The 23,285-nt window shown below is 71.0% G+C and carries 20 protein-coding genes; 13 read left to right on the forward strand and 7 right to left on the reverse strand.

Annotation, left to right across the window (positions count from 1 at the left end; translation table 11 throughout):
- Positions 1 to 18 precede the first annotated feature (18 nt).
- The 3 genes from ACFSC0_RS11240 to ubiA form a co-directional block, all read right to left on the reverse strand.
- Entirely contained in the window at positions 19 to 681 is a 663-nt protein-coding gene (locus ACFSC0_RS11240) for a class I SAM-dependent methyltransferase (RefSeq protein WP_377282843.1), read from the reverse strand.
- On the reverse strand, positions 678 to 1,613 hold the full coding sequence (locus ACFSC0_RS11245; protein WP_377282842.1) for a fatty acid desaturase family protein: 936 nt from the start codon (positions 1,611 to 1,613) through the stop codon (positions 678 to 680). Before ACFSC0_RS11245 ends, ACFSC0_RS11240 begins: the two co-directional genes overlap by 4 nt.
- Before the next feature lie 156 nt (positions 1,614 to 1,769).
- Entirely contained in the window at positions 1,770 to 2,687 is a 918-nt protein-coding gene (ubiA, locus tag ACFSC0_RS11250) for a 4-hydroxybenzoate octaprenyltransferase (RefSeq protein ID WP_377282841.1), read from the reverse strand.
- A 126-nt stretch (positions 2,688 to 2,813) separates the two neighbouring features.
- Between ubiA and ACFSC0_RS11255 the strand changes: the two genes are divergently transcribed.
- The 4 genes from ACFSC0_RS11255 (at position 2,814) to ACFSC0_RS11270 (ending at position 8,716) form a co-directional block, all read left to right on the forward strand.
- Positions 2,814 to 3,398: an RcnB family protein gene (locus ACFSC0_RS11255; protein WP_377282840.1), complete on the forward strand. Its 585-nt coding sequence runs from the start codon at positions 2,814 to 2,816 to the stop codon at positions 3,396 to 3,398.
- 232 nt (positions 3,399 to 3,630) lie between these two features.
- Positions 3,631 to 6,165, forward strand: coding sequence for a TonB-dependent receptor (locus ACFSC0_RS11260; RefSeq protein ID WP_377282839.1), 2,535 nt, complete (start codon positions 3,631 to 3,633; stop codon positions 6,163 to 6,165).
- A 169-nt stretch (positions 6,166 to 6,334) separates the two neighbouring features.
- Positions 6,335 to 7,441, forward strand: a complete 1,107-nt coding sequence (locus ACFSC0_RS11265; RefSeq protein WP_377282838.1) for a hypothetical protein — start codon at positions 6,335 to 6,337, stop codon at positions 7,439 to 7,441.
- Between the two features lie 159 nt (positions 7,442 to 7,600).
- Complete coding sequence (locus ACFSC0_RS11270) at positions 7,601 to 8,716, forward strand: hypothetical protein (RefSeq protein WP_377282837.1); 1,116 nt, start codon at positions 7,601 to 7,603, stop codon at positions 8,714 to 8,716.
- 195 nt (positions 8,717 to 8,911) lie between these two features.
- Here the strand turns inward: ACFSC0_RS11270 and ACFSC0_RS11275 are convergent, their stop codons facing one another.
- On the reverse strand, positions 8,912 to 10,426 hold the full coding sequence (locus ACFSC0_RS11275; RefSeq protein ID WP_377282836.1) for an MFS transporter: 1,515 nt from the start codon (positions 10,424 to 10,426) through the stop codon (positions 8,912 to 8,914).
- 253 nt (positions 10,427 to 10,679) lie between these two features.
- Positions 10,680 to 11,198 (reverse strand): DUF1993 domain-containing protein, encoded by a 519-nt coding sequence (locus ACFSC0_RS11280; protein WP_377282835.1) that lies wholly within the window; start codon positions 11,196 to 11,198, stop codon positions 10,680 to 10,682.
- 156 nt (positions 11,199 to 11,354) lie between these two features.
- Here ACFSC0_RS11280 and ACFSC0_RS11285 point away from each other — a divergent pair, with 156 nt between their 5' ends.
- Entirely contained in the window at positions 11,355 to 11,756 is a 402-nt protein-coding gene (locus ACFSC0_RS11285) for a hypothetical protein (RefSeq protein ID WP_377282834.1), read from the forward strand.
- A gap of 88 nt (positions 11,757 to 11,844) precedes the next feature.
- Here the strand turns inward: ACFSC0_RS11285 and ACFSC0_RS11290 are convergent, their stop codons facing one another.
- Positions 11,845 to 12,528: a GNAT family N-acetyltransferase gene (locus tag ACFSC0_RS11290; RefSeq protein ID WP_377282833.1), complete on the reverse strand. Its 684-nt coding sequence runs from the start codon at positions 12,526 to 12,528 to the stop codon at positions 11,845 to 11,847.
- An 88-nt stretch (positions 12,529 to 12,616) separates the two neighbouring features.
- Here ACFSC0_RS11290 and ACFSC0_RS11295 point away from each other — a divergent pair, with 88 nt between their 5' ends.
- Positions 12,617 to 13,765, forward strand: a complete 1,149-nt coding sequence (locus tag ACFSC0_RS11295; protein WP_377282832.1) for an NAD-dependent epimerase/dehydratase family protein — start codon at positions 12,617 to 12,619, stop codon at positions 13,763 to 13,765.
- A gap of 46 nt (positions 13,766 to 13,811) precedes the next feature.
- Here ACFSC0_RS11295 and ACFSC0_RS11300 read toward each other — a convergent pair whose 3' ends face one another.
- Positions 13,812 to 14,627: a class I SAM-dependent methyltransferase gene (locus tag ACFSC0_RS11300; RefSeq protein ID WP_377282831.1), complete on the reverse strand. Its 816-nt coding sequence runs from the start codon at positions 14,625 to 14,627 to the stop codon at positions 13,812 to 13,814.
- A 109-nt stretch (positions 14,628 to 14,736) separates the two neighbouring features.
- On the opposite strand from ACFSC0_RS11300, the gene ACFSC0_RS11305 reads away from it, so the two are divergent.
- The 7 genes from ACFSC0_RS11305 (at position 14,737) to ACFSC0_RS11335 (ending at position 23,192) form a co-directional block, all read left to right on the forward strand.
- Complete coding sequence (locus tag ACFSC0_RS11305; RefSeq protein WP_377282830.1) at positions 14,737 to 16,572, forward strand: DUF885 domain-containing protein; 1,836 nt, start codon at positions 14,737 to 14,739, stop codon at positions 16,570 to 16,572.
- A gap of 230 nt (positions 16,573 to 16,802) precedes the next feature.
- Positions 16,803 to 16,979, forward strand: coding sequence for a hypothetical protein (locus ACFSC0_RS11310; protein WP_377282829.1), 177 nt, complete (start codon positions 16,803 to 16,805; stop codon positions 16,977 to 16,979).
- A gap of 128 nt (positions 16,980 to 17,107) precedes the next feature.
- Positions 17,108 to 17,989, forward strand: a complete 882-nt coding sequence (locus ACFSC0_RS11315) for a nucleotidyltransferase domain-containing protein (protein WP_377282828.1) — start codon at positions 17,108 to 17,110, stop codon at positions 17,987 to 17,989.
- A gap of 57 nt (positions 17,990 to 18,046) precedes the next feature.
- Positions 18,047 to 18,979 (forward strand): DMT family transporter, encoded by a 933-nt coding sequence (locus ACFSC0_RS11320; protein WP_377282827.1) that lies wholly within the window; start codon positions 18,047 to 18,049, stop codon positions 18,977 to 18,979.
- 104 nt (positions 18,980 to 19,083) lie between these two features.
- Complete coding sequence (locus tag ACFSC0_RS11325; RefSeq protein ID WP_377282826.1) at positions 19,084 to 19,557, forward strand: VOC family protein; 474 nt, start codon at positions 19,084 to 19,086, stop codon at positions 19,555 to 19,557.
- A 184-nt stretch (positions 19,558 to 19,741) separates the two neighbouring features.
- Positions 19,742 to 21,253 carry an OpgD/OpgG family glucan biosynthesis protein gene (locus ACFSC0_RS11330; RefSeq protein ID WP_377282825.1) on the forward strand — a complete coding sequence of 504 codons (1,512 nt, stop codon included), beginning with the start codon at positions 19,742 to 19,744 and terminating at the stop codon, positions 21,251 to 21,253.
- Between the two features lie 103 nt (positions 21,254 to 21,356).
- Entirely contained in the window at positions 21,357 to 23,192 is a 1,836-nt protein-coding gene (locus ACFSC0_RS11335; protein ID WP_377282824.1) for an acyltransferase family protein, read from the forward strand.
- Positions 23,193 to 23,285: the final 93 nt, after the last annotated feature.

Genomic DNA, 23,285 nt, shown 5'->3' on the forward strand with positions numbered 1-23,285 from the left:
TCAGCGCCGCCGCAAGGGCTACGGCAGCGCCCACACCGCCGTCTTCTTCACCTCCATGTCCTCCAGCTCGCGCGTGGTGGGCACCTGGTACTCGATCAGCTTGGTCAGGCGCTCGCCGGGGAAGTAGCTGCGGCCCGGATCGCCGACGAGGACGAGGGCGCCCGCGGCCTTGGCGGCGGTGAGCCAGTCCATCACCTGGCCGGCCAGCGGCGCCTCGTAGCAGATGTCGCCCGCGAGGATGACCTCGGCCTGGGGCGGCGGCGGGCGGTCCAGGAGGTTCTGTTCGGTGGTCTTGAGGGCGACGCCGTTGGCGGCGGCGTTCAGGTGGGCGGCCGCGCCGCAGAAGGCGTCGATGTCGGCGCAGAGGACTTCGGCGGCGCCGGCTTTCGCCGCGGCGACGCCGACGATGCCGGAGCCCGAGGCGAAGTCGATCACCCGCTTGCCGGCGACGATCTGCGGGTTGTCGAGCACGTAGCGGGCGAGCGCCTGACCGCCGGCCCAGGCGAAGGCCCAGAAGGGCGGCGGCAGGCCCAGCGTCTCCAGCGCCTCCTCGGTCATCCGCCAGATGGGGGTGATCTCGTCGGCGAGGTGGAGAGTCAGCTCCGGCGTGTGCGGCGGCGCCTGCAGGGTGGTGTTCTCGAGGATGAAGGCCCGGCGGCCCTCCGGGGTCTGGTCGATCACGCCGCGGCGGGCTTGGCCGAGGCCATGGCCAGCACCCTCAGGTACCCCGGCTGGACCTCCATCCGCTCGGTCACCCCCTGCGCCTTCAGGAGACGGTGCGCCTTGGGCAGGCTGTAGCAGGGCAGGTGCATGAACATGTGGTGCTCGCAGTGATAGTTGACCCAGTAGGGCGCGAGCACCGCGCGCTCGATCAGGTTGGCTCTCGTGGTGCGGGCATGGCGCAGCGGATCGGGCTCGTCCTTCGCCACGCAGGCGTGCTCGGCGATGTTGCGCAGCCGGGTGATCATCTGCAGCCAGGTGGCGGCGGGCAGCACCCACAGCACCGGCCAGACCCACCAATAGCCGAACGGGGCGAACACCGCGGTGGTGACGAGGCCGCCGATGAAGAACCGCCGCTTGCGCTTCAGCTCGCGGGCGAGGATCGGCCAGACCGGCTCGCCGGCCTTGCGGGCCTTCAGCTCGGCGGCCACCTGGCCCCAGCGCAGCTTCAGCCAGGTCTGGCCCGTCAGGTCGCGCAGGATCTTCCGGCGCAGGGACAGGCGGGTGATCGGGAAGGGGGCGGAGAGGACGAGGTCGGGGTCCTCCGCCTGCTGGGCGTATTTATGGTGCTGCAGGTGGTAGGGCCGGTATTTGTGCAGGCCACCGGCGGTCAGGTGCTCGCCGACCCAGTCATTGAGCTTGAGGTTGCGGCACAGGGCGCCGTGGGCCGCGTCGTGCATGAGGATGGCGAGGCCCAGCTGCCGCCCGCCGATGATCATCACCGCAATCGGGATGGTGATCGGCCAGAGCATGGCCATGGCGACGGCGAGGCCGATGACGCCCCAGGCGTGGACGATGAGCGCCAGGCCCTTGAGATCCGAGCGCGCCGTCAGCCGCGCCCACTGATCGGGCGGGAAGAAGGTCTTAGGATCGACGCGGGCGGCTACGGCCATGGGGGCATTTTAGCTCAGATGACCGTTCAAAGACAGGATGACCCAGGGACATCCCCGGCGTGAGATGGGTGACAGGTAGGGCTGCGCCCAACCAGTCACCGGCGGGGCTCGGTGACTGGTTGCGCCGGCACGGCGCTACCTGTCACCCCGCGCCACCTAGGGCCGCCAGCCGCCCGCGCAGATGGCGACGAACAGCACGAAGCCGGCGACGGCGTTGGACCTGAAGAGGCTGAGCGCGCCCAGCGGGTCGGCGACGTCCAGCCGCTGGGCCTGGCGGGCCAGGTGGAGGCCGAAGAGGGCGGCGGCGGGCCAGAAGAGGGGGCCGAGGCCGCCGGCGAAGGCGGCGGCCAGGGCCAGGAAGGTCGCGGCCATGTAGAAGACCAGGACGCCCTTGGGCGCGGCGGCGCCCATCCGCCGGGCGGAGGACTTCACGCCGGCCAGGGCGTCGTCCTCCAGGTCCTGGACGGCGTAGATGGTGTCGTAGCCGAGGGTCCAGAAGATGCCGGAGGCGTAGAGCAGCGCCGCCGGCCAGCCCAGCGTCCCGGTCGCGGCGGCGAAGCCCAGCAGGGCGCCCCAGTTGAAGGTCAGGCCCAGCCAGGCCTGCGGCCACCAGGTGATCCGCTTCATGAACGGATAGGCGGCGACCAGCAGAAGCGAGCCGGCGCCGAGCGCGATGGCCAGCGGCGGGAAGCTCAGCAGGATCAGAAGGGCCGCGAGGCAGCAGGCGATCACAAAGCCCCAGGCCTGCTTCACGCTGATCTGGCCCGACGGGATCGGCCGGCCGGCGGTGCGGGCGACCTTGGCGTCGAAGTCCGCATCGACGATGTCGTTGTAGGCGCAGCCGGCGGCCCGCATCAGCGCCGCACCGAGGAAGAACAGCACGAGCAGACGCAGGTCCGGCAGCCGCCCCTCCATGGCCGCGGCCAGCGCGATCCCCTGCCAGCCGGGCAGCATCAGCAGCCAGATGCCCGTCGGCCGGTCGAACCGGCCGAGCTTCAGCCAGGGCCGCAGCCCGGCCGGGGCGTGGCGGTCGACCCAGTTGGCGGGGGCGGCGTCGGGCAGCGGCGTCGTCATCGCCCGCCTCACTAGCAGATCGCGCGCCGGGCGCGCAGCCTCGCCTGACGGGAAGGTTCAGCTACGGTTCAGCCGGGGCGCCGGAAGAGGGGCGCCGACGGGGACGGGGTCCACCGAGGAGATGTCATGAAAAAGCTCATCCTGGCCGTCGCCGCCCTCGCCGCGACGGCCGCCCCGATCGCCGCCTCCGCCCAGGACTGGCGCGGCGAGCGGCGCGAGAACCGGCGCGAACTGCGCGAGGATCGCCGGGAGCTGCGCGAAGACCGCCGCGAACTGCGTGAAGACCGTCGCGACGCCCGCCGCGACGGCGTGATCACCCAGCGTGAGCGCCGCGAGCTGAACCGCGACCGCCACGAGGTGCGCGAGAGCCGCCGCGAGCTGCGCGACACCCGCCGAGAGGCGCGCTACGACCGCCGCCGGGCCGACACCTGGCGCGACCGGGCCGAATGGCGCGGCTATCGCGGCGTGCGCGCCGGCTATTGGTACGCCCCAGGGTACGGCTATCGGCCGCACGACCGGCGCTACGCAAATGTCTGGCGGCGCGGCGCCCACGTGCCGGTGATCTACCGCAACTACTATGTGCAGGACCCGTACTACTACGGCCTGCGGCCGGCGCCTTACGGGCACCGCTGGATCTACGCCGACGGCAATTTCGTGCTGATGTCGGTCGCAACGGGGCTGATCGCGCAGGTGATCATGGGCGGCTACTAGCGCCCTCGGATTCCGCCGGCGGACTGCGCCGGCGGAATCCCGCCGACATGCCGGTGAATAGAAGGCCAGTCGTTACCGTCAGGTAAACCTGCGAAAACGCTGATTTTTCGCGTACCGGCGTGTTGAACTTTGTGCTGGCGATGAATTCGAACGATCGTTAGACGGCGCCCACCGCGCGCACAGCAAAGCCGCTCCCTCGGCCTGCTTATCGGCGCGCTTTGGGGATGAACTGATGATCGAACTGACTGCGCGCCGCCGCACCTGGCTGGCGCTTTCCGCTTCCGCGGCCGCCATGACGCTCGCCCACTCGGCCTTCGCGCAGGATGCTGCGCCGATCGACGAAAACGACTTCATGCTCGAGGAGATCGTTGTCACCGCCGAGAAGCGCGAGCAGGCGCTTAACGACGTGCCGGTGGCCGTCTCGGCCTACACCTCCGAACAGCGCGACGTCGTCGGCATCACCGGCATCCAGGACTTCGTGAACTTCACGCCGGGCATGAACTACTCCGGCACCGACCGGGTCAGCCTGCGCGGCGCCGGCCGCAACACCTTCTACGTCGGCAACGATCCCGGCGTGGCCAGCTACACCGACGGCTTCTACTCCTCCTCGTCGTCGGAGCTGTTCAAGTCGCCGCTGTTCATCGAGCGGACCGAAATCCTGCGGGGCCCGCAGGGCACCCTCTACGGCCGCAACGCCATCGGCGGCGCCATGAACCAGGTCTCCCGCCGCCCGGCGCACGACTTCGGCGGCGAGGTCCGCGTGGCGGTCGGCAACTACGACCGCACCAAGGTCGAAGGCGTGGTCTCGATCCCGCTGGCCGACAACCTCCGCGTCAAGGTCGGCGGCTCGCAGGACTGGCAGCGCGAAGGCTTCATCGAGAACATCGGCGGGGCCAACGAAGGCGCCGCGTTCAAGCGCACCTACTTCGAGGCCCAGCTCGAGGCCGAGCTCGGCGACCGCACCGAGGTCTTCCTCCGCTACAACCGCTCGAACTGGGACGACTCCATGGGGGTCGGCGACCGGCTGGCCAACCAGGTCACCCCGTACGACACCACCCGGATGTTCCAGCCGATCGGCGGCCTGGTGACCAACGCCCAGTACGGCGTCACCACCCCGAACCCGGGCGTCACCGATCCCTACGTCCAGAACACCAACCGCGACGGCTACGGCGCCCTGCGCGGCAACCACGTGGTGATCGCCAACGTCACCTACGACCTGGGCTTCGCGGACCTGAAGTGGATCGGCGGCTTCCAGCAGTACAACTACCAGACCGGCGGCGACTATGACGCCACCAACCGGACCTCGGCGATCTTCCTGCCGATCGCCCCGACCGTGCCGATCTTCACCGACTACACGACCGACTTCGACGAGCACAAAAGGTACTACTCGAACGAGATCAACCTGACCTCGAACACGGACGGCCCGCTGAGCTGGATCGTGGGCCTCTATCAGTACCACGAGCAGTACCGGCAGCGGATCCACCTGGCCGCGCCGCAACAGGCGCAGCTCGCGGCGCCCTGCTACTTCAGCCCGACCGCCGGGTGCATCGCCGCCCCGGCCAACCCGGAGCGCAACTTCGTCGACGGCAACGCCTACCTCGAGTCCGACGCCTACGCGGTGTTCGGCCAGGCGACCTACGAGTTCAACGACCAGTTCGCCCTGACCGCGGGCCTGCGCTACAGCCTCGACCAGAAGACCGGGACCGAGAGCCAGCGCCTGGTGATGTTCTCGCCGGCCGGCGCGTTCGGTCCGGCCCTGGGCGGCATGTTCGCGTTCGACGTCTCCACCGACCTCGACCCGTCGACGCCGGGCGTGCAGAACTCGCGCACGCTCGACAACGAGTGGGACGCGGTCACCGGCGTGGTCAACCTCGACTGGACGCCGGATCCCGACACCCTGGTCTACGGCAAGTACTCGCGCGGCTATAAGTCGGGCGGCTTCCTGCTCGGCACCCTGGCCCCGCAGCCGGAGGCCGACAAGGAGACGGTCAACGCCTACGAAGTGGGCCTGAAGAAGACCTTCTTCCGCCGCCTGCAGCTGAACGGCTCGGCCTTCTTCAACGACTACAAGGACCTGCAGCTCAACCTGCAGCAGCTCAACGCGGCGGGCACCGCCTCGGCCAACAACTTCGTCAACGTCGACGCCGAGGCCTACGGCCTCGAGCTCGAGGCGATGTGGCAGGTCAGCCCGGCGCTGCAGCTGTCGGCCTCCTACGGCTACCTGCACACCGAGATCACCGAAGGCTGCTGCTTCTACGACCCGGCCGACCCCAGCGCCCTGCTGCCCAGCGCCCGGCCGAGCGGCGGGACGGCGGTGACCAACAACGTGCTGCTGGTCTTCCAGGACCTGAAGGGCTCCAAGCTCTACCAGTCGCCGGAGAACAAGTTCGCGTTCAACGCCAACTACACCTTCGACTTCACGGCCGGCAGCCTGATCCTGTCGGGCACCTACACCTGGACGGACTCGACCATCTACCAGCCGTTCGACAACCCCGCCTTCGAGGCGGAGGCCTACGGCACGGCCGACTTCCGGGCCCTGTGGAACGACGGCGAGGACCGCTACTCGGTGATCGCCTTCGTGAAGAACGCCTTCGACGAGGAGGCCTTCACCTCCACCGGCTCGACCAACCCGACCGCGGTGTTCGCCAGCCCGAACCCGGGCCTGACGGTCGGCTCGACCACCTACCTGCGCCAGACCGGGGTGGCCATCACCCGCGGCCTGGTCCAGCCCCGCACCTTCGGGGTGGAGCTGCAGTACCGGTTCTAGTCTCCGAGAGAGCTCTTCGGGCTCCCCGACTGGGGCGGCGGCGCACAGCGCCGCCGCCCTTTTTCTTTGGGCCCGCCGCCTGCCCGAGGGCCATTGCCGCGGGCGCCGGGCTCTCGTAAAACCGGTATGCCGCGCGGGAGGCCGCGGCGCTTAATTCGCGGAGGCTGCGGTGAAGCGCGCCCTAATTCTCGCCCTTGGAACCTGTCTGGCGGCGGCGCCGCTGGCCTTCGCCCTCGAGGCGGCGGCCCAGCCTAAGGCCTCGGCCTACAAGGCCCCGCGCAACGCCTTCGGCCAGCCGGACCTGGCCGGCTACTGGACCAACGTGTCGTTGACCCCCGAGACGCGGCCCGCCGCGCTCGGCGAGAAGAAGGTCTACACCGAGGAAGAGGTCGCCAAGATCGAGAGCGCCGAGGCGGCCGAGGCCGCCGCCGCCGACGCCCCCACCGACCCCAACGAGGGCGCGCCGAAGGTCGGCGGCGAGCTCTCGCAGACCATCAACCCCGCCTTCGCCGCCGCGGGCGGCGCGGTGGGCGGCTACAACCGCGGCTGGCTGGAGCCCGGCTCGCGGGTCATGCGGGTGAACGGCGAGCCGCGCACCTCGATCCTGACCACGCCGAACGGGCAGCCGCCGCCCCGCAAGGCCGGCGCGCCGGCGCCGACCAACCCTTATGCGCGGATCGTCGCCAGCGGCGGCCGGATCGGCCCCTTCGACAGCTACGAGGTCCGCTCCCTGGGCGAGCGCTGCATCCTGTCGTTCGGGCGCAACGCCGGGCCGCCGATGCTGCCCAACGGCTTCTACAACAACAACTATCAGTTCGTTCAGACCAAGGACCACTTCATCATCGAGGTGGAGATGGTCCACGACCTGCGGATCATCCGGCTGAACGACAAGGAGCACCGCAAGGACGGCGTGCGGCCCTGGTTCGGCGACTCCATCGGCTGGTGGGAAGGCGACACCCTGGTCGTCGAGACCACCAACATCCCGCAGCGGATGGCCTATCGCGGCAGCTGGGAGAACCTGAAGGTCATCGAGCGGTTCACCCGCGTGGGGCCGGACCGGATCCACTACCAGTTTACGATCGACGACCCGACCCTGTGGGACCAGCCCTGGGGCGGCGAGTACGAGTTCAGCCCGCTGGACGGCCAGATCTACGAATACGCCTGCCACGAGGGCAACCACGCCCTGCCGGGGATGCTGCGCGGCGCCCGCGTCGAGGAGGCCGACAAGGCCAAGGCGGCGGCGGCGCCTGCGGCCGGCGCGGGCTCGGCGCCCTAATCCAGACCTCTCCCCCCGCCCGGCGGGGGAGGTCTTTCTCGAGATGGCCCTCGGGTCTGCCGTACCGGGGTTACGAGGACCGTTGCCCCAGTAGTCAGCGCTTCCTACAATCCAGGGACGATCGCGGCGCCAGACCGCGACGCCCCGGGAGAAGACACCTTGAAGCGCGCCCTCATCCTCGCCCTCGGAACCTGCCTGGCGTCCGCGCCGCTGGCCCTGGTCGCCGCCCCGCCGGCCGCGGCGCAGGCCAAGCCCTCCGCCTACAAGGCGCCGCGCAACGCCTTCGGCCAGCCGGACCTGTCGGGCAACTGGACCAACGCCACCCTCACCCGGGAGAGCCGGCCGGCGGCGCTCAAGGACCGGCTGGCCTACACCGAGGACGAGGTGAAGGCCCTGGAGGGGCGCGCGGCCCAGCTGGTCGAGGCGGGCAACCGGCCCACCGATCCCAACGCCCCGCCGCCGGCGGCCGGCGGCGAGGCGCCGCGCACCGACACCCCGCAGTCGGCGGCCGGCGGGGCGGTCGGCGGCTACAACCGCGGCTGGCTCGATCCCGGCTCTAGCGTGATGCGGGTCGGCGGCGAGCCGCGCACGTCCTTCCTGCTGACGCCCGACGGCCAGGTCCCGGCGCGCAAGCCCGGAGCCCCGCCCGAGCGCGGGTTCGGCGGCCTGACCCAGGCCTCGGCGCCCGGCGGCGCGCGGCCCGGCTCGTTCGACAGCTACGAGACCCGCGGGCTCGGCGAGCGGTGCATCATCTCGTTCGGCCGCAACGGCGGCCCGCCGATGCTGCCCAACGGCTTCTACAACAACAACTACACCTTCGTTCAGGGGCCCGAGCACGTGGGCATCCTGGTGGAGATGGTCCACGACATGCGGATCGTGCGCCTGAACGCCAAGCACCGCACCGACGGCGTGCGGCCCTGGTTCGGCGACTCCATCGGCTGGTACGAGGGCGACACCCTGGTGGTGGAGACCACCAACATCCCCCGCCGGCAGGCCTACCGCGGCGCCTGGGAGAATCTGAAGGTCACCGAGCGGTTCACCCGCGTGGCGCCGGACCGGATCCACTACCGCTACACCATCGAGGACCCGACGGTGTGGGAGCAGCCGTTCAGCGGCGAGTATGAGTTCGCCCACTTCCCCGAGCCGATCTACGAATACGCCTGCCACGAGGGCAACTACGCCCTGCCCGGGATCCTGCGCGGCGCGCGCGTGGAAGAGGCCGCGGCCAGGGAGAAGGCCGCCGCCGGCGGCGCGAGCGCCGGGTCGGCGCCGTAATCTCCTCTCCCCCGACGCGAAGCGCGAGGGGAGAGGTAGGGAGAGGGGCGGCGCAGACTTGGCGCCACCCCGGATGTTTGGACGAGTCGCCCCGCGGCCGCGCCGCACTCGATCGGCCGCCTCGCCGCCCTAAGGCCGCTCCACCCCTCACCCGACCTCTCCCCTCGGGCTTTGCTCGGGGGACAGGAGGGAGCGCTACCCCCGCCGCGTCGGGGCGGGCACCGGCGGGACCGGGCCTTCCGGCTCGTCGGTGGTGGAGACGTTCTCGGCCAAGGCGGCGGCCTCGCGCAGGGTGCGCAGGTTCTCTTCGTGCTTCTGGCGGGTGATGTTGAACATGAAGAGGGCGGCGATGGCCACGCCGTAGAGGCCGAGGATGGTCGGCACATAGGCCATGCCCAGGCTGTGCAGCACCTCCGGCGCCACCTCGGTGCGCTCGGCCCCGATCGGGAAGGCGACCAGCGTCAGCACCATGGTGGCGATGAACGGCCCGCCGCTGGAGACGATCTTGCGCACCAGCGCCGTGGCCGAGAGCAGCAGTCCCTCCGACCGGCGGCCGGTCTTGACCTCGGCGTCCTCCACGACGTCGGCCACGATGGAGGCCAGGATCACGCCCGTCGCGGCGGCCAGCGTCGAGTTGATGATCTCCTCGCCGTAGATCAGCATCAACAGCTCTGGCGTGCCGTTGGCCGGCGCCAGGCCGAGGAGGCGCAGGGACACGGGCGTCACGTGCACCAGCACGGCCGTGCCGAACACCGTGATCAGGCCGATCTTCTTGCCGAGCTTCGAGGCCACGATCGGGGCCAGCGCGGTGCCGATGAAGCCGCCGGTCACGCTCACCGTCGCCAGGGTGGCGAGCTGCGGCTGGGTGAGGTTCCAGAAGTAGAGCCCGATGTAGAGCTCCAGGCCGTTGCGCACCCCCACGGCGATGGAGATGAACATCGCCGCCCCGGTGATCACCAGGAAGGCGCGGTTGGAGAGGGTCTGGATCACCTCCCGCGCCATCACCTTCAGCTTCACCTTCCGGGCCGGCGCCTGGCGCAGGTAGGGCACCTGGTTGAGCGTGCCCAGGGTGGAGATGACCATGGTCGTGAAGATGATCAGCGCCCCGACCAGCGAGTACAGGAAGTAGCCGTCCCTCGCCAGGACGCCGCCGGAGCCGTCGGGGTTCTCCTTCAGGAACACCCGGTAGGCCATGACCTGCATGCCCAGGCCGCCGATGACGGTGAAGAAGTGGCGCAGCGCCATCAGCCGGGTGCGGGAGTCGTATTCGTACGCCAGCTCAGGCGCGAGCGCCTGGTGCGGCAGCTCGAAGAAGGTGTCGAGGATCCGCACCCCGATCAGCAGCACGGCCAGCCAGCCGAGCAGCATCGGGTCGCTCCAGTCCGTCGGCGGGTTCCACAACAGGAAGAAGGCCAGCGGATAGGGCAGGGCCGCGGCGATCATGAACGGGTGACGCCGGCCCCAGCGTGACTTGAAGTTGTCGGAGATCTGGCCGACCAGCGGATCGACGACGGCGTCGACCACGATGGCCACCATCAGGATCAGGCCCACGTACTTGGGCGGCAGGCCGACGACCTGGTTGTAGAAGATCAGCAGAAAGGTTGAGAGCGCCCGGGCCTTCAGGCTCGTGGCCGTGGCGCCGAGGGCGTAGAGGAGCTTGGTTCCGGCGCCGAGCTTGCGCTCGGTCGACGTGATGGCCGTGGCGGTCATTCGGACCAGGACCCGCGGTTCACTGACTGGGACGCGGGCGCGCGCATGCGCAATGACGCCATCTTCAACGGTCCTCCTCCTGCCGCGGCCACGGCGATCCGCCCTCCTTCACGCGGAGAGACGTGGTTGTTTGGTCAAAACTGCGGGAGGGGGCGCCGGTACGTCAAGACGAGGCCGCCGCGAACCTGCCGCGACCGCCGATTCCCGCGCCTCGGGGTTGCGTCACCGACGGCCGATCGCGCTCCGGTGGCGGTCAGGTCTTCATCCGCAGCCGGCCCAGATAGTCGCGTTTGCCGAGCGGGACGCCGTGGGCGCGCAGGATGTCGTAGGCCGTGGTGGCGTGGAAATGGAAGTTGGGCAGCGAGAACGACAGGATGAAGTTCTCGACCGTGAAGGGGATCCGCCGCTCGCCCATGACGAAGGCCATGTCCTTTCCTGCCAGCGCCTCCACCTCTTCACGGGACAGCGCCTGCAGCCCGGCGATGGCGTCGGCGACGCGCTGCTGCAGGCCGGCGTAGTTCTCCCCCTTCGGCGCGGGCGGGCTGTAGACCCCGGACTTCGCCCCCTCGATGGCCCCCATCGAGTGGTGGGCGACCGAGACGATCTGGAAGCGGAAGTCCAGCATGTCGGCATAGAGCCGGGTCTCGACGAACTGGTCGGGGTCCTTGCCCTCGGCCTGCAGGTGGGCGAGGCCCTTGTCGAGGAAGCCGGCGACGGCATGCAGGGTCTGCAGATAGCCGGTCACGCTGACGTCGTAGAGCGAAATGGCCATGGGTCCCCTCCGGCGGTTTGAGCGCCAGCATGGGGCCTGACGTTGCGGCGGCGCAACCTGACTGTGGCGTTCAGCAGGGGTTCAGGCCGGTTTGTTAACTTTTCCTCAAAGTCCGGCCCTTGGCGCACCAAGGCCGAGGACAGGAGGCAGAGTCAGATGCGTAAATCCCTAGTTGCGGCCATGGCGGCCGTCACCTTCGGCGGCGCGGTCGCGGCCAGCGCGACGTCCGCGAACGCCCAGAGCTATTATCGCCACCGTGACCGCGATCGCGACAACGATGCGGCCGCCGCGGCCATCGTCGCCGGCGTCGCCGGCCTGGCGATCGGCGCGGCCCTGGCCGGCAACAGCCGCAACCGGGGCTATTACAGCGGCGGCTACTATCAGGATCCGTACTACGGCCGCGGCTACTACGGCACGCCCTACAGCTACGGCACGCCCTACGGCTACGCGCCGACCTACAGCTACGGCTATGGCGGTCGGACCTGCGTGGTCCGCGAACGGGTCCGCGACCCGTACACCGGTCGCCGGATGACCATCAAGCGCCGGTACGCCTGCTAGACGTCCCGAGGCTTGATGCGCCGCCCAGCCCGCGGCGCAGAGACAACGCCGGCCGCGCCCGCCGCGGCCGGCGTTCGCATGTCCGGGCTCAGGCGGGCGCCAGCAAGGTGAGGATGATCTCCCGCCGGAAGGCGAAGCCCAGCCGCTCGTAGAGGGCGATCGCGCCGGCGTTGTCGGCATAGGTGTGCAGGAAGGGCGTCTCGCCGCGCGCGAGGATCCGCTCGGCCACCCGGCTCATCAGCGCGGCGGCGTAGCCGCGGCCGCGATGGTCGGGATGGGTGCACACGGCGCTGACCTCGCTGAAGCCCGCCGTCCGCATCCGCTCGCCGGCCATGGCGACCAGACGGCCGCCGACCTTCACGCCGATGAACTCGGCCAGCTCGTGCGTGCGGCTGAAGAACGGACCCGGCTTGGTGAGGGTCGCCAGCTCCAGCATCTGCGGCGCGTCCGCATCCGTCAGCGGGACGATCTCGAAGCCGGGGTCCGAAGCGGGCGGCGGCGACTGCGCCACCATCTGCCAGCAGACCGCGTTGGTGGCCGTCGTGCCCGGCGCCGCCGGCCAGGCCTCCGACTCCATCAGCCCGACCTCCCCGTGCGCACGGACCAGCGCGCCGAGGTCGGCGAGGCTGGCTGCGCCCGCGTCCGGCGCGGCGGCGAACAGGCCGAACTCGGGGGCGAGGCGGCGGGCGCCGCCGTGGGCGAGCGTCAGGTCCGACCAGCGGCCGGTGAGCGCGGACCAGGCCGGCCGGTCGAGGGGATGGGCGAGGCTCATGCAGCGAAGCCTAACTCCGATGTCGAAGCTCTGTCCCGCCCCGCGCGCCGGCGCTTTTCGGCGGATCGATCCCGGCTAGAGTGGCGGCATGGCCAAGCCGGCCGCTGGAGGATCGGGCATGGGGACGACGCGTCGGAGACTGCTGGAGCTGGGGGCGCTGGCGCTGCCGGGGATGGCGCTGGCGGCCGAGCCGGTGAAACCGCTGCGCATCCTGGTCCTCGGCGGCACCGGCTTCACGGGGCCGCACCAGGTCCGCTACGCCCTCTCGCGGGGGCACAAGATCACCCTCTTCAACCGCGGCCGGCGGCCCCAGGACTGGCCCGGCGAGGTCGAGGAGCTGACCGGCGATCGCAACACCGGCGACCTGAAGGCGCTGGCCGGCCGGGAGTGGGACGTCTGCATCGACAACCCCACGACGCTGCCGTTCTGGGTGCGCGACGCGGGCCAGGCGCTGAAGGGCAGGGTGAAGCGCTACGTCTTCATTTCCACCCTCTCTGCCTACGCGGCCAACGACGCCCCCGCCGACGAGAGCGCCGCGCTCGCGCCCTACGAGGGCCAGGACCCGCTGGCCGAAACCATGCAGACGCTGCAGGCCAGCGGCGGCGCTCTCTACGGGCCGCTGAAGGCGGCCAGCGAGCGCGAGGCGATCCGCCAGTTCGGCGAGGGGGCGGTGACCATCATCCGGCCCGGCCTGATCGTCGGGCCCGGCGACGACACCGACCGCTTCACCTACTGGCCGGTGCGCATCGCCCGCGGCGGCGAGGTGCTGGCCCCCGGCGACGGCTCCGATCCGGTGCAGTTCATCGACGCCCGCGACCTGGCCGAATGGACCGTGCGCATGGCCGAGCAGGGCGCGGCGGGCGCCTACAACGCCACCGGCCCGGCCGAGCCGCTGACCATCAAGGAGATGCTAGGAGGGATGGCCTCGTCCATCCCGTCGAGCGCCAGGCTCACCTGGGTGTCCGCCAAGTTCCTCGCCGAACAGGGCGTCGCCCCCTGGAGCGACCTGCCCGTCTGGGTCCCCGCCCAGGGCGAGATGGCCGGCTTCGCCCGGAGAGACATCAGGAAGGCGCTGGCGCGCGGCCTGACCTTCCGCCCCCTCTCCAGCACCGCCGTCGACACCCTCGCCTGGTTCCGCACCCTGCCGGCCGAGCGCCAGGCCAAGCTGCGGGCCGGCCTGACGCCTGAACGCGAGGCCGAGCTGCTGGCGAAGTGGAAGGCGGCGGCGGCGGGGTAGGAGACCCTCCTTCCTCTCCCGCTGCGCGGGAAAGGAACGGCGAGGCCTACTGCGTCCCCGGCGCGAACAGGTGTCGGGCGAAGTCCGGGACCTGGCGGCAGAGGAGGTGCAGGTTGGCGTTGGCGCTGCGCAGGACGCGGAAGCCGTAGCGGGCGAACAGGACCGCCAGCGCCTGTTGCGTGAAGAGGGTGACGTGGCCGTTGCGAGGGCCGATGTACCACCAGTCCATCCGCTGCTGCTCGATGTCCGGCGGCTGCAGCAGCGTCGAGATGATCAGCAGGCCGTCGTCCGCCACGAAGGCGGCGATGTCCGCCGCGCCCGCCACCGGATCGGGCATGTGCTCGATCGTCTCGAAGCAGGTGACGAGCCCGAACCGGCCTTCGGGACGGACGGAGTGGGCCGGATGGAAGCGATCGTACGTCCGGGTCAGCGGATAGCCGGCGCCGCGCATCTCCTCTGCGAAGCGACCGTTGCCGCCGCCGTAGTCGAGGATCTCGAGCTCCTCCCTCACGGCCTGGAACACCGGGGCGACCGCCGCGACGTTGCTGACCGGCCGCTTGACCTCGAAATCGGGGTCCACCTCCCCGTACGCCGCGTTGTAGATGTGCGCGGCGAAGTCCTCGTCCGACCAGTCGTCGAAGGCGTCTGTGAACAGCAACCCGCAGGCGCCGCATCGGCGGTAGGCGATGGCGAGGCCCGACGGCGGCAGCGTCTGGCCGCGGACCTCCTCGCAGGACCGGTTGAAGTCCTGCACCCCGAAGAACTCGGCGGACGAGCCGCAGACCTTGCACGGCTTCGGTCCGGCCCCGGGCGCTCGGACATGCAGCGGCCGCTTGGCGACGCTCGGGAACGTTGAGGTCATCGTCCTAGGTTCAGGCTTCACGGCCGCTGTCCACCCTCGGCCCCGCCGCCCGCATCGACTTCCGGACGATTCCGCGCAATCTGCGGCCAGTCATGGAGGGGCGTTGCTCATGCGTAGAGCCATCGCGATCGGTCTGGCCGTGGCGCTCATGGGCGCCGCGCCGCAGGTCCTGGCGCAGGCGGCCGCGCCCGCCGGGGCGCAGGCGACCAGCGAGAGCCGCGCGCTCACCGCCTGGCTCGATCAGCAGTACGAACAGGAACTGCAGATGGACCCGGAAGGGCTCACCATGCAGGGCCGCAAGGACCACTACGACAAGCTGACCGACCGCAGCGAGGCCCGCGCCGACGCGCTGCTGGCCTGGCGGCGGGCCAGCGTCGCCGAGATGAAGCGGCGGTTCGACCTGGCGAAGCTGGACGAGGAGGCGCGGACCAGCTTCGAGGTCTGGGCGCTGGAGCTGGACCGGGCCGAGACGGCCAACAAGTGGCGCCGCCACCGCTACATCTTCGCCCGCGGCGGGGCCCACACCGGCCTTCCCAACTTCCTGATCAACTTCCACCGGGTCGACGAGCCGGCCGACATGGCCGCCTACATCGCCCGGGTCCGCCAGCTGGACGATGCGCTCGACCAGCTCTTGGTGCGCGCCAAGGCGGCCGCCGAGGGCGGGGTGCGGATGCCCAGGTTCGCCTATGACCGCTCGATCGATGAGGTGGGCCGGGTGACCGGCGGCGCGCCCTTCGGCCCGGGCGAGGACTCGGCCCTGCTGGCCGACGGCAAGGCCAAGATCGCGGCCCTGCTGAAGGCCGGCAAGATCGACCAGCGCCAGGCCGACGCCTTCACCCGCGAGCTGACCGAGGCGATGACCGCCGAGATGAAGCCCGGCTACGACCGGCTGCTCGCCTGGCTGAAGGCCGACCGCGAGAAGACCGCGCCCGAGGCCAAGGGCGTCCACGCCCTGCCGCAGGGCCGCGATTACTACGACGCGCAGCTCTTCCTGCAGACCACCACCGACATGACCGCCGACCAGATCCACGACCTGGGTCTTTCAGAGGTCGCTCGCCTGCGGGCCGAGATGGAGGCGGTGAAGGCCAAGGCCGGCTTCACCGGCTCGCTCGAGGACTTCTTCGTCTTCATGCGCACCGACAAGCGGTTCTACCTGCCCAACACCGACGAGGGGCGGGCGCAGTACATCGCCATGGCCGACGCCTACCTGGCCGGCATGAAGAAGAAGCTGCCGGAGTATTTCGGCATCCTGCCCAAGGCCGACCTGGTGGTGAAGCGGGTGGAGCCGTTCCGCGAGGAGCCGGGCGGCGCCCAGCACTATTTCGCCGGCACGCCGGACGGCTCGCGGCCGGGCGTCTTCTACGCCCACCTGTCGGACATGAACGCCATGCCGACCTATCAGCTAGAGAACATCGCCTACCACGAGGGCCTGCCGGGCCATCACATGCAGATCTCCATCGCCCAGGAGCTGACCGGGCTGCCGAAGTTCCGCACCCAGTACGACTACACGGCCTATTCGGAAGGCTGGGGGCTCTACTCGGAGAAGCTGGCCAAGGAGATGGGCTTCGCCACCGACCCCTACAACGACTTCGGCCGGCTCTCGGGCGAGATCTGGCGGGCCATCCGGCTGGTGGTCGACACCGGCATGCATTCCAAGGGCTGGAGCCAGGAGCAGGCGGTGGCCTACTTCATGGCCAACTCGGCCCAGCCGGAGGCGGCGATCCGTTCGGAGATCCAGCGTTACCTCGTCAACCCCGGCCAGGCGACCAGCTACAAGGTCGGCATGATCCGCATCCAGGCGATGCGCGAGGAGGCCCGGAAGGCGCTGGGCGGGAAGTTCGACATCCGCGCCTTCCACGACGTCGTCCTGGGGGGCGGCGCCCTGCCGCTGCCGGTGCTGGAGGCGCGCGTGCGGCGCTGGGTGGAGCGGACCAAGGGGGGCTGAGGCCGCAAGATGCTCCCCCACAGGGGGAGCTGTCGCGTAGCGACTGAGGGAGTTCACAGGCGCTGGCTCTGGTAGCGCAGGGCGCCAACCTCGGTGCGTGGAACCCCCTCCACCGCTTCGCGGTCCCCCTCCCCCTGTGGGGGAGGATCCTGCGCTCCACAGCCCCGCCGCGTCTCATTCCGAACACCGCCGGGATGAATGCTAAGCCCCGGAGTTCGGGAGCTTTTTCGATGCCCAGGGTGTTGCCCGTGTTCGCCGGCGGGGTCGTCCTCGCTGCGGCGGCCTATTTCGTCTCCACCGCGTTGCTGGCGGGGGCGACGCCGCTCGTCACCGCCGCGATCGTCGTCGTGGCCTTCGCGGTGGGCGCGTTCGCGACCAACCAGATCCTGGACTGGCTGGGCCGGTAGGGCTTAGGCTCCATCCCATGTGTACCGAGCGCCTGAGGGGCTGAGGCCTCCGATCCGCCGGACCCGCCGGGTCCGCCCCTCGCGAGCCGCGCGCGCCGCGGCCGCACGCGCATTCACGGACACATCCCATGACCCATTCGGACGCCTTCGCGCCGACCCCCTACGCCGAACTCAACGGCGTGCTCGCCCACCTGCTGGCCGGCGCCCAGGCGGCGCTGAGCGACAACTTCCTCGGCGCCTACCTGCAGGGCTCCTTCGCCGTCGGCGACTTCACGCCCTGGAGCGACTGCGACTTCATCGTCGTCACCCACGAGGACCTGTCCCCGGCCGAGCTGGCCCGGCTCCAGGCCCTGCACGCGGAGATCCACACCCTGCCGGCGCCCTACTGGCGCAACGGCCTGGAGGGCTCCTATGCGCCCAAGGCCATCCTGCGGCGGTATTCGACGACGCCGCGCGATCCGCCCGGCGAGCCGCGGCCGGACGACTGGGGCGATCCGGGCATGAGCGGCGCCCCGCCCAAGGCCTATCCCTTTTGGTACCTGGACCACGGCTCCAAGACCCTGGTCCGCTCGGAGCACGACAACAGCCAGGTTGTGCGCTGGTGCCTGCGCGAGAAGGGCGTGACGCTGGCGGGCCCCGACCCGAAGACGCTGATCGACCCGGTGCCGCCGGAGGCGCTCAAGGCCGAGGTCCGGGCGACCATGGACCTGTGCGTCGCGGTGGGCCTGGAGCCGATGCACCTGGTCGCCTGGCAGGCCTTCTGGGTCGGCCTGTTCTGCCGCATCCTGCACACCCTGGAGACCGGCGAGGTCACCTCCAAGAAGCAGGCGATGACCTGGGCGGAGGGGGCGCTGGACCCGGCGTGGCGGGGCCTGATCTCCCGCGCGAAGGCGCTGAAGAAGGGCGACGATGCGACCGCGGGCCTCCCGGCCGATCCGGCCGACGTGGCCGCCACCCGCGCCTTCGTGCGCTACGCGATCGGCCAAGCGGACGCGCGCCGGCCAGCGTGAACCCTGGACGGGGCGCCCGGCGGCGCCTTATCCCGCCCTCTCACCCGCGGAGGATCCATGGCTGAGAGGGCGCCGGCCCCGCCGCGGGCCTCCGGACTGTCCCGACTGCTCGACCAGCCCTACGCGCTGCTGGTCCTGACCACGCTCGCCTGGGGCGGCAACGCGGTGGCGGGGCGCCTGGCGGTCGGCGAGATCGCGCCGATGGCGCTCACCGCCGGTCGGTGGGGCCTGGTGCTGGCGGCTCTGGTGCTCTTCGCGCGCGGCCAGGTGGCGGTGGCGCTCTCGCAGGCCAAGACCCAGTGGCGCATCGCGCTGGCCATGGGCGCGTGCGGCTTCACCGCCTTCAACGCCCTCTTCTATCTCGCCGCCCACCACACCAGCGCGGTGAACATCTCGATCCTGCAGGGGTCGATCCCGGTGCTGGTGATGCTCGGCGCGCTGATGCTCCACCGCACGCCGGTCCGGCCGGGGCAGGGGGTGGGCATGGCCATGACCCTGGTCGGCGTCGCCCTGGTGGCGAGCCATGGCGACCTGGCCTCGCTCGCGCGGCTGAGGCTGAACCTCGGCGACCTGTTCATGCTGATCGCCTGCGTCCTCTACGCCGGCTACACCCTGGCCCTGCGCGGCCGGGCCGGCGTCGGGGGCCTGAGCTTCTTCGCAGGGTTGGCGGCGGCGGCCTTCGTCACCTCCCTGCCGCTGCTGGCGGGCGAGATCGCGGCGGGCGCCAGCGGCTGGCCGAGCCTCAAGGGCTGGGCGGTTCTGGCCTACGTGGCCTTCGCGCCGTCTTTCGTGGCCCAGGTCTTCTACATGCGGGCGGTCGAGCTGATCGGCCCGGGGCGGGCGGGCCTGTTCATCAACCTGGTGCCGATCTTCGGGGCCTTGCTGGCGGTGCTGATCCTCTCCGAGCCGTTCGGCCTGCATCACGCCGCGGCCCTCGTGCTGGTCCTGACCGGGATCCTGATCGCCGAACGCAGCGCGCGAACTTCCTGACGGACCGATTGTCGGGATCGGTCCGCCCCGTTCGTCCTGGGGTCGAAGCGCTCCTCGTCGGGGCGCAGGATGGCCGCTCGGCCGAGACCAACGGAGAGAACGCGATGATGAAGGTGACTCAGCACCTCTGGTTCGAGAAGGACATGGAGGAGGCGCTGCGCTTCTACACCGGGCTGGTGTCCGGCTCGGCTATCGAGTCGATCACGACCATTCCGGCCGAGACCCCCAGCGGACCGGCCGGCAGCGTGAAGATCGCCTCGTTCACCCTTGGGGATCAGCGCTACATGGCCATCGAGGCCGGGCCGCTCGACCCCTTCAACCACAGCTTCTCGATCATGGTGGAATGCGACGACCAAGCCGAGATCGACCGGCTCTGGTCGGCCCTGGAGAAAGGCGGGACCGTCGAGCAGTGCGGCTGGGTCCGCGACCGCTGGGGCCTGTGCTGGCAGATCGCGCCCAAGCGCCTGGGCGAGCTGATGAGCGATCCCGACCCCGCCGTCGCCAAGCGGGTGACCGAGCAGATGCTGAAGATGGTCAAGCTCGACATCGCTCCGCTGGAGGCGGCGGCGCGGGGGTGACGGTAAGGGGCGACAGGTAGAGGCTGCGCCTCAACCGGTCACCAATGGCCGTCGGTGGCTGGTTGGGCCGGCAGGCCCTACCTGTCACCTTCCGCCGCGGCATCTGGGAGATTGCATCTCAGGCCATGTTGTGGTCCTCACCGCCCGACCGTGCGCGATCACGGCGGCGTGAGGATGGATGTCGGTGGAAGCGAGGCCTGAGCAGCCTGGTGTTGCGCGGCGCGATCTGCTGATCGGCCTGGCGGCGGTCGCGGCCTGGCCGACGGCCGCCGCCGCCCGCACCTCGCGCACCGCCGAGGCCGTGCGCCGCAAGGCCCAGGCGCTGGCCCGCCGCCCCTACGCGCCGCCGTCCGCGCCGCTGCCGCCGGAGCTGGCGGCGCTCGACTACGACGGCTACCGCGCGCTGCGCTTCCGGCCGGAGATGGCGATCTGGCGGGACCTGGGGCTGCCGTTCCAGCTGCAGATGTTCCCGCGCGGGGGCCTGCACACCCGGCCGGTCGAGCTCTACGAGGTGGTGGACGGCGAGATCCGGCCCATCGCCTACCGGCCCGACTACTTCATCGCCGGCACGGCGGACGAGGCGGCGCTGTCCGCCGATGCGGGTTTCGCCGGCTTCCGCATCCACGCGCCGCTCAACGATCCGGCCTGGTACGACGAGTTCGCGGTCTTCCTCGGCGCGAGCTACTTCCGGGCCGTTCCGCGCGGCGGCGTCTACGGCCTCTCGGCCCGGGCCATCGAGGTCGGCTCGGGGGAGCCCGGGGAGGAGTTCCCGGCCTTCCGCGCCTTCTTCGTCGAGCGGCCCTCGCCGGGGCAGGCCAGCCTGACCGTCCACGCCCTGCTGGACGGGCCGAGCCTGGCGGGCGCCTACCAGTTCACCATCGCTCCGGGCGAGCCGACCGTGTTCGAGGTCGCCGCGACCCTCTTTCCGCGCACGCCGCTCGGCCGGGCGGGCCTTGCGCCGCTGACCAGCATGTTCCTCTACGGGCCGGGCGGGGCGCACGCCTTCGACGACTTCCGGCCGCAGGTGCACGATTCCGACGGCCTGCTGCTGGCCAGAGCCGAGGGCGAGCGCGAGTGGCGGGCGCTGTCCAACCCGCCGAGCGTGCAGGTCAGCCGCATCGACGAGCCGCGGGCCAGGGGCTTCGGCCTCACCCAGCGCCAGCGCAGCTTCGAGGCCTACCATGACCTGGAGGCCCACTATCACCGCCGCCCGAGCGCCTGGGTGGAGCCGTTGGGCGACTGGGGCCCCGGCGCGGTGCAGTTGGTGGAGCTGCCGGCCCGAGGCGAGGGCGAGGACAACATCGTCGCCTCCTGGCGTCCGGCCTCGCCGCCGCCGGCCGGCCGGCCGTTCGCCTACGCCTATCGGCTGCACTGGTCGGCCGCGATCCCAGCGGCCCGGCCGCTCGCGCCGGTCGCCGGCTGGCGCGCTGGGCGGGGCGACGCCCAGCCCTGGCGGCGCTTCGTCGTCGACTTCGGGCCGGTCGAGGGGGCGGACTTCGCCGAACTCGCGGCGGACGTCTCGGTCAGCGCCGGCGCGGTGCGCCACGTGACCCTGCAGCCCAACCCGAACCGGCGGGGCGCCCGGGTGGCCTTCGAATACAACGGGCAGGACGCCCCTGCGGGCGAGCTGCGCGCGCGGCTGGTCAGGACCGGCGAGGCTGTCTCCGAAGCCTGGGTGCGGCGTTGGCCCACATGAGGCGGACCCTGCTTGCCTGGCGGTCAGTCTGCGCGCGGGCGGCGGCTTGCGGCCGTTCCGGCTTGCGCGCGGCGCGGCGAGGCGCTGTGTCGGGGGCTCGCCCATGAGCCGAGCCGTCCCCCATACCGTGGCGCCGCCCGCCTCCCGCGACCTCGCCGGCCTGTCCGGCGGGCGGCGGGCGGACCTGGACTGGCTGCGCATCGGCGCCTTCGCCCTCTTGATCCTGTTCCACGTCGGGCTCGTCTACGCGCCCTACGACTGGCACATCCAGAGCACCCATCGGTTCGGCTGGATGGAGGGCGCGCTGCTGCTCTCCAGCCCCTGGCGGCTGACGCTGCTGTTCCTGGTCTCGGGCGCGGCGCTGCGGTTCATGACCCGCCGGCGCACGGCGGGGGAGGTGGCCTCGGCGCGCATGGAGCGGCTGCTGCCGCCGCTGATCTTCGGGACGCTGGTGCTGATCCCGCCGCAGTCGTTCATCGAGGCGACCGACAAGGGCTACTGGTCGGGCGACTTCTTCCACTGGTGGCTGCAGGAGTTCAGCCCGGCGGGCGTGGCCGACAGCGTGCCGGTGAACCACCTGTGGTTCCTCGTCTATCTGACGGCCTACACCCTGGCGGTCGTGCCGCTGATGGCCCGGCCGCAGCTCGCCGCCGGGCTGGGCGACGGGCTGGAGCGGGCGTTGCGCGGCTGGGGCGTCCTGTGGGTCCCGATCGCCTACCTGGTCCTCGTGCGGATCCTGATCTACCCGTGGGTCGGGATCACCAACCGCCTGACCTGGGACTGGTACAACCACGCCCAGTCCCTCGGCGCCTTCCTGTTCGGCTACCTGATGGTCAGCCGGCCGAGCGTCTGGGCCACGCTGGAGCGGCTGCGCGGGACCAGCCTGGCGCTGGCCGCCGCGGCCTCGGCGGTGATGATCGCCCAGGCCTTCCACCCGGGCGGCGGCGCCTTCTGGGGCGTCCCGCAGAACGCCGCCTACGGCGCGGCCCAGTGGCTGGTGATCGCCGCCGTGCTGGGCTTCGCCAGCCGCCACCTGCGGGGCGCCAACACGCCGCTGCTGACCTACCTGACCAACGCGGTCTTCCCCTGCTACCTGGCCCACCAGACCATCCTGGTGATCGCCGTCTGGTTCCTGAGGCCGGCCCTCTTGCCTGCGCCGCTGGAGGCGATGATCCTGGTCGCCGTCACCCTGGGCGGCAGCCTGCTGGTCTACGAGGTCGTGCGCCGGATCCCGCTCATCCGTCCGGTCTGGGGGCTGAAGCCCTCGGACAGCGCCCCGCCGATGCGGTTCGCCCGCCGGCGCGTGTTGCTGCGCTTCGGCGTGGCCGCGCCGGTGCTGGCCGCCGCCTTCACCGCGATGGCCGCGCTGGCCCATCCGGACCTCGACCACTCGCGGCAGTACCTGAGCGAGCTCGGCGGTCCCTCGGCGGCCAATCCGCTGATCTTCAACACCGGCGTGCTGGCCGCCGCCGTGCTGGCCGGGCTGGCGGGCCTGGGCCTGGGGCTCTCGGTCCTGGCGCTGACCGGCGCCCGGATCCTGGGCGGGCTGACGGCGGTGGTCTTCGTGCTGGCGGGCTGCGGCCTGGCGGCGGCGGCGCTCTACCCCTGGCCGGACCCGCGGCACCTGGCGATCAACCTGGCGCTCGGCATCCAGCTCGCCCCGCTGCTGCTGCTGTGGGCGCTCTGGGGCCGGCGGGACCTGCGGGGCCTGAAGCTGTTCCTCGGCGCGGTGTTCGTGGTGATGGCGGTCCTGACGGTGATCACCAAGCACCTCGTGTTCCCGGGACTGGTGAACGACGCCAACGTCGGCTTGTGGGAACGCGCCTACGCCGTCGTCCTCGTCGGCTGGGTGGGGGTCGCGGCGTATTTGCTCGAGCGCCGCCTGAGGGCCGAGGCGCCGAATGCGCCGATCGCCCAAGCTTCCGCCACAATCGGCTGATTAGCGATTAAATCACGGTTTCGTGTTTGAACCCGTTGGGGTAAAGCGGATGCTGCGCTGCAGCACGGGTCGGGCGATTCAACCGGCGCTGAT

This window comes from Phenylobacterium terrae (assembly GCF_042681205.1).
In the GTDB taxonomy this organism is placed as follows: Bacteria; Pseudomonadota; Alphaproteobacteria; order Caulobacterales; family Caulobacteraceae; genus Phenylobacterium; species Phenylobacterium terrae.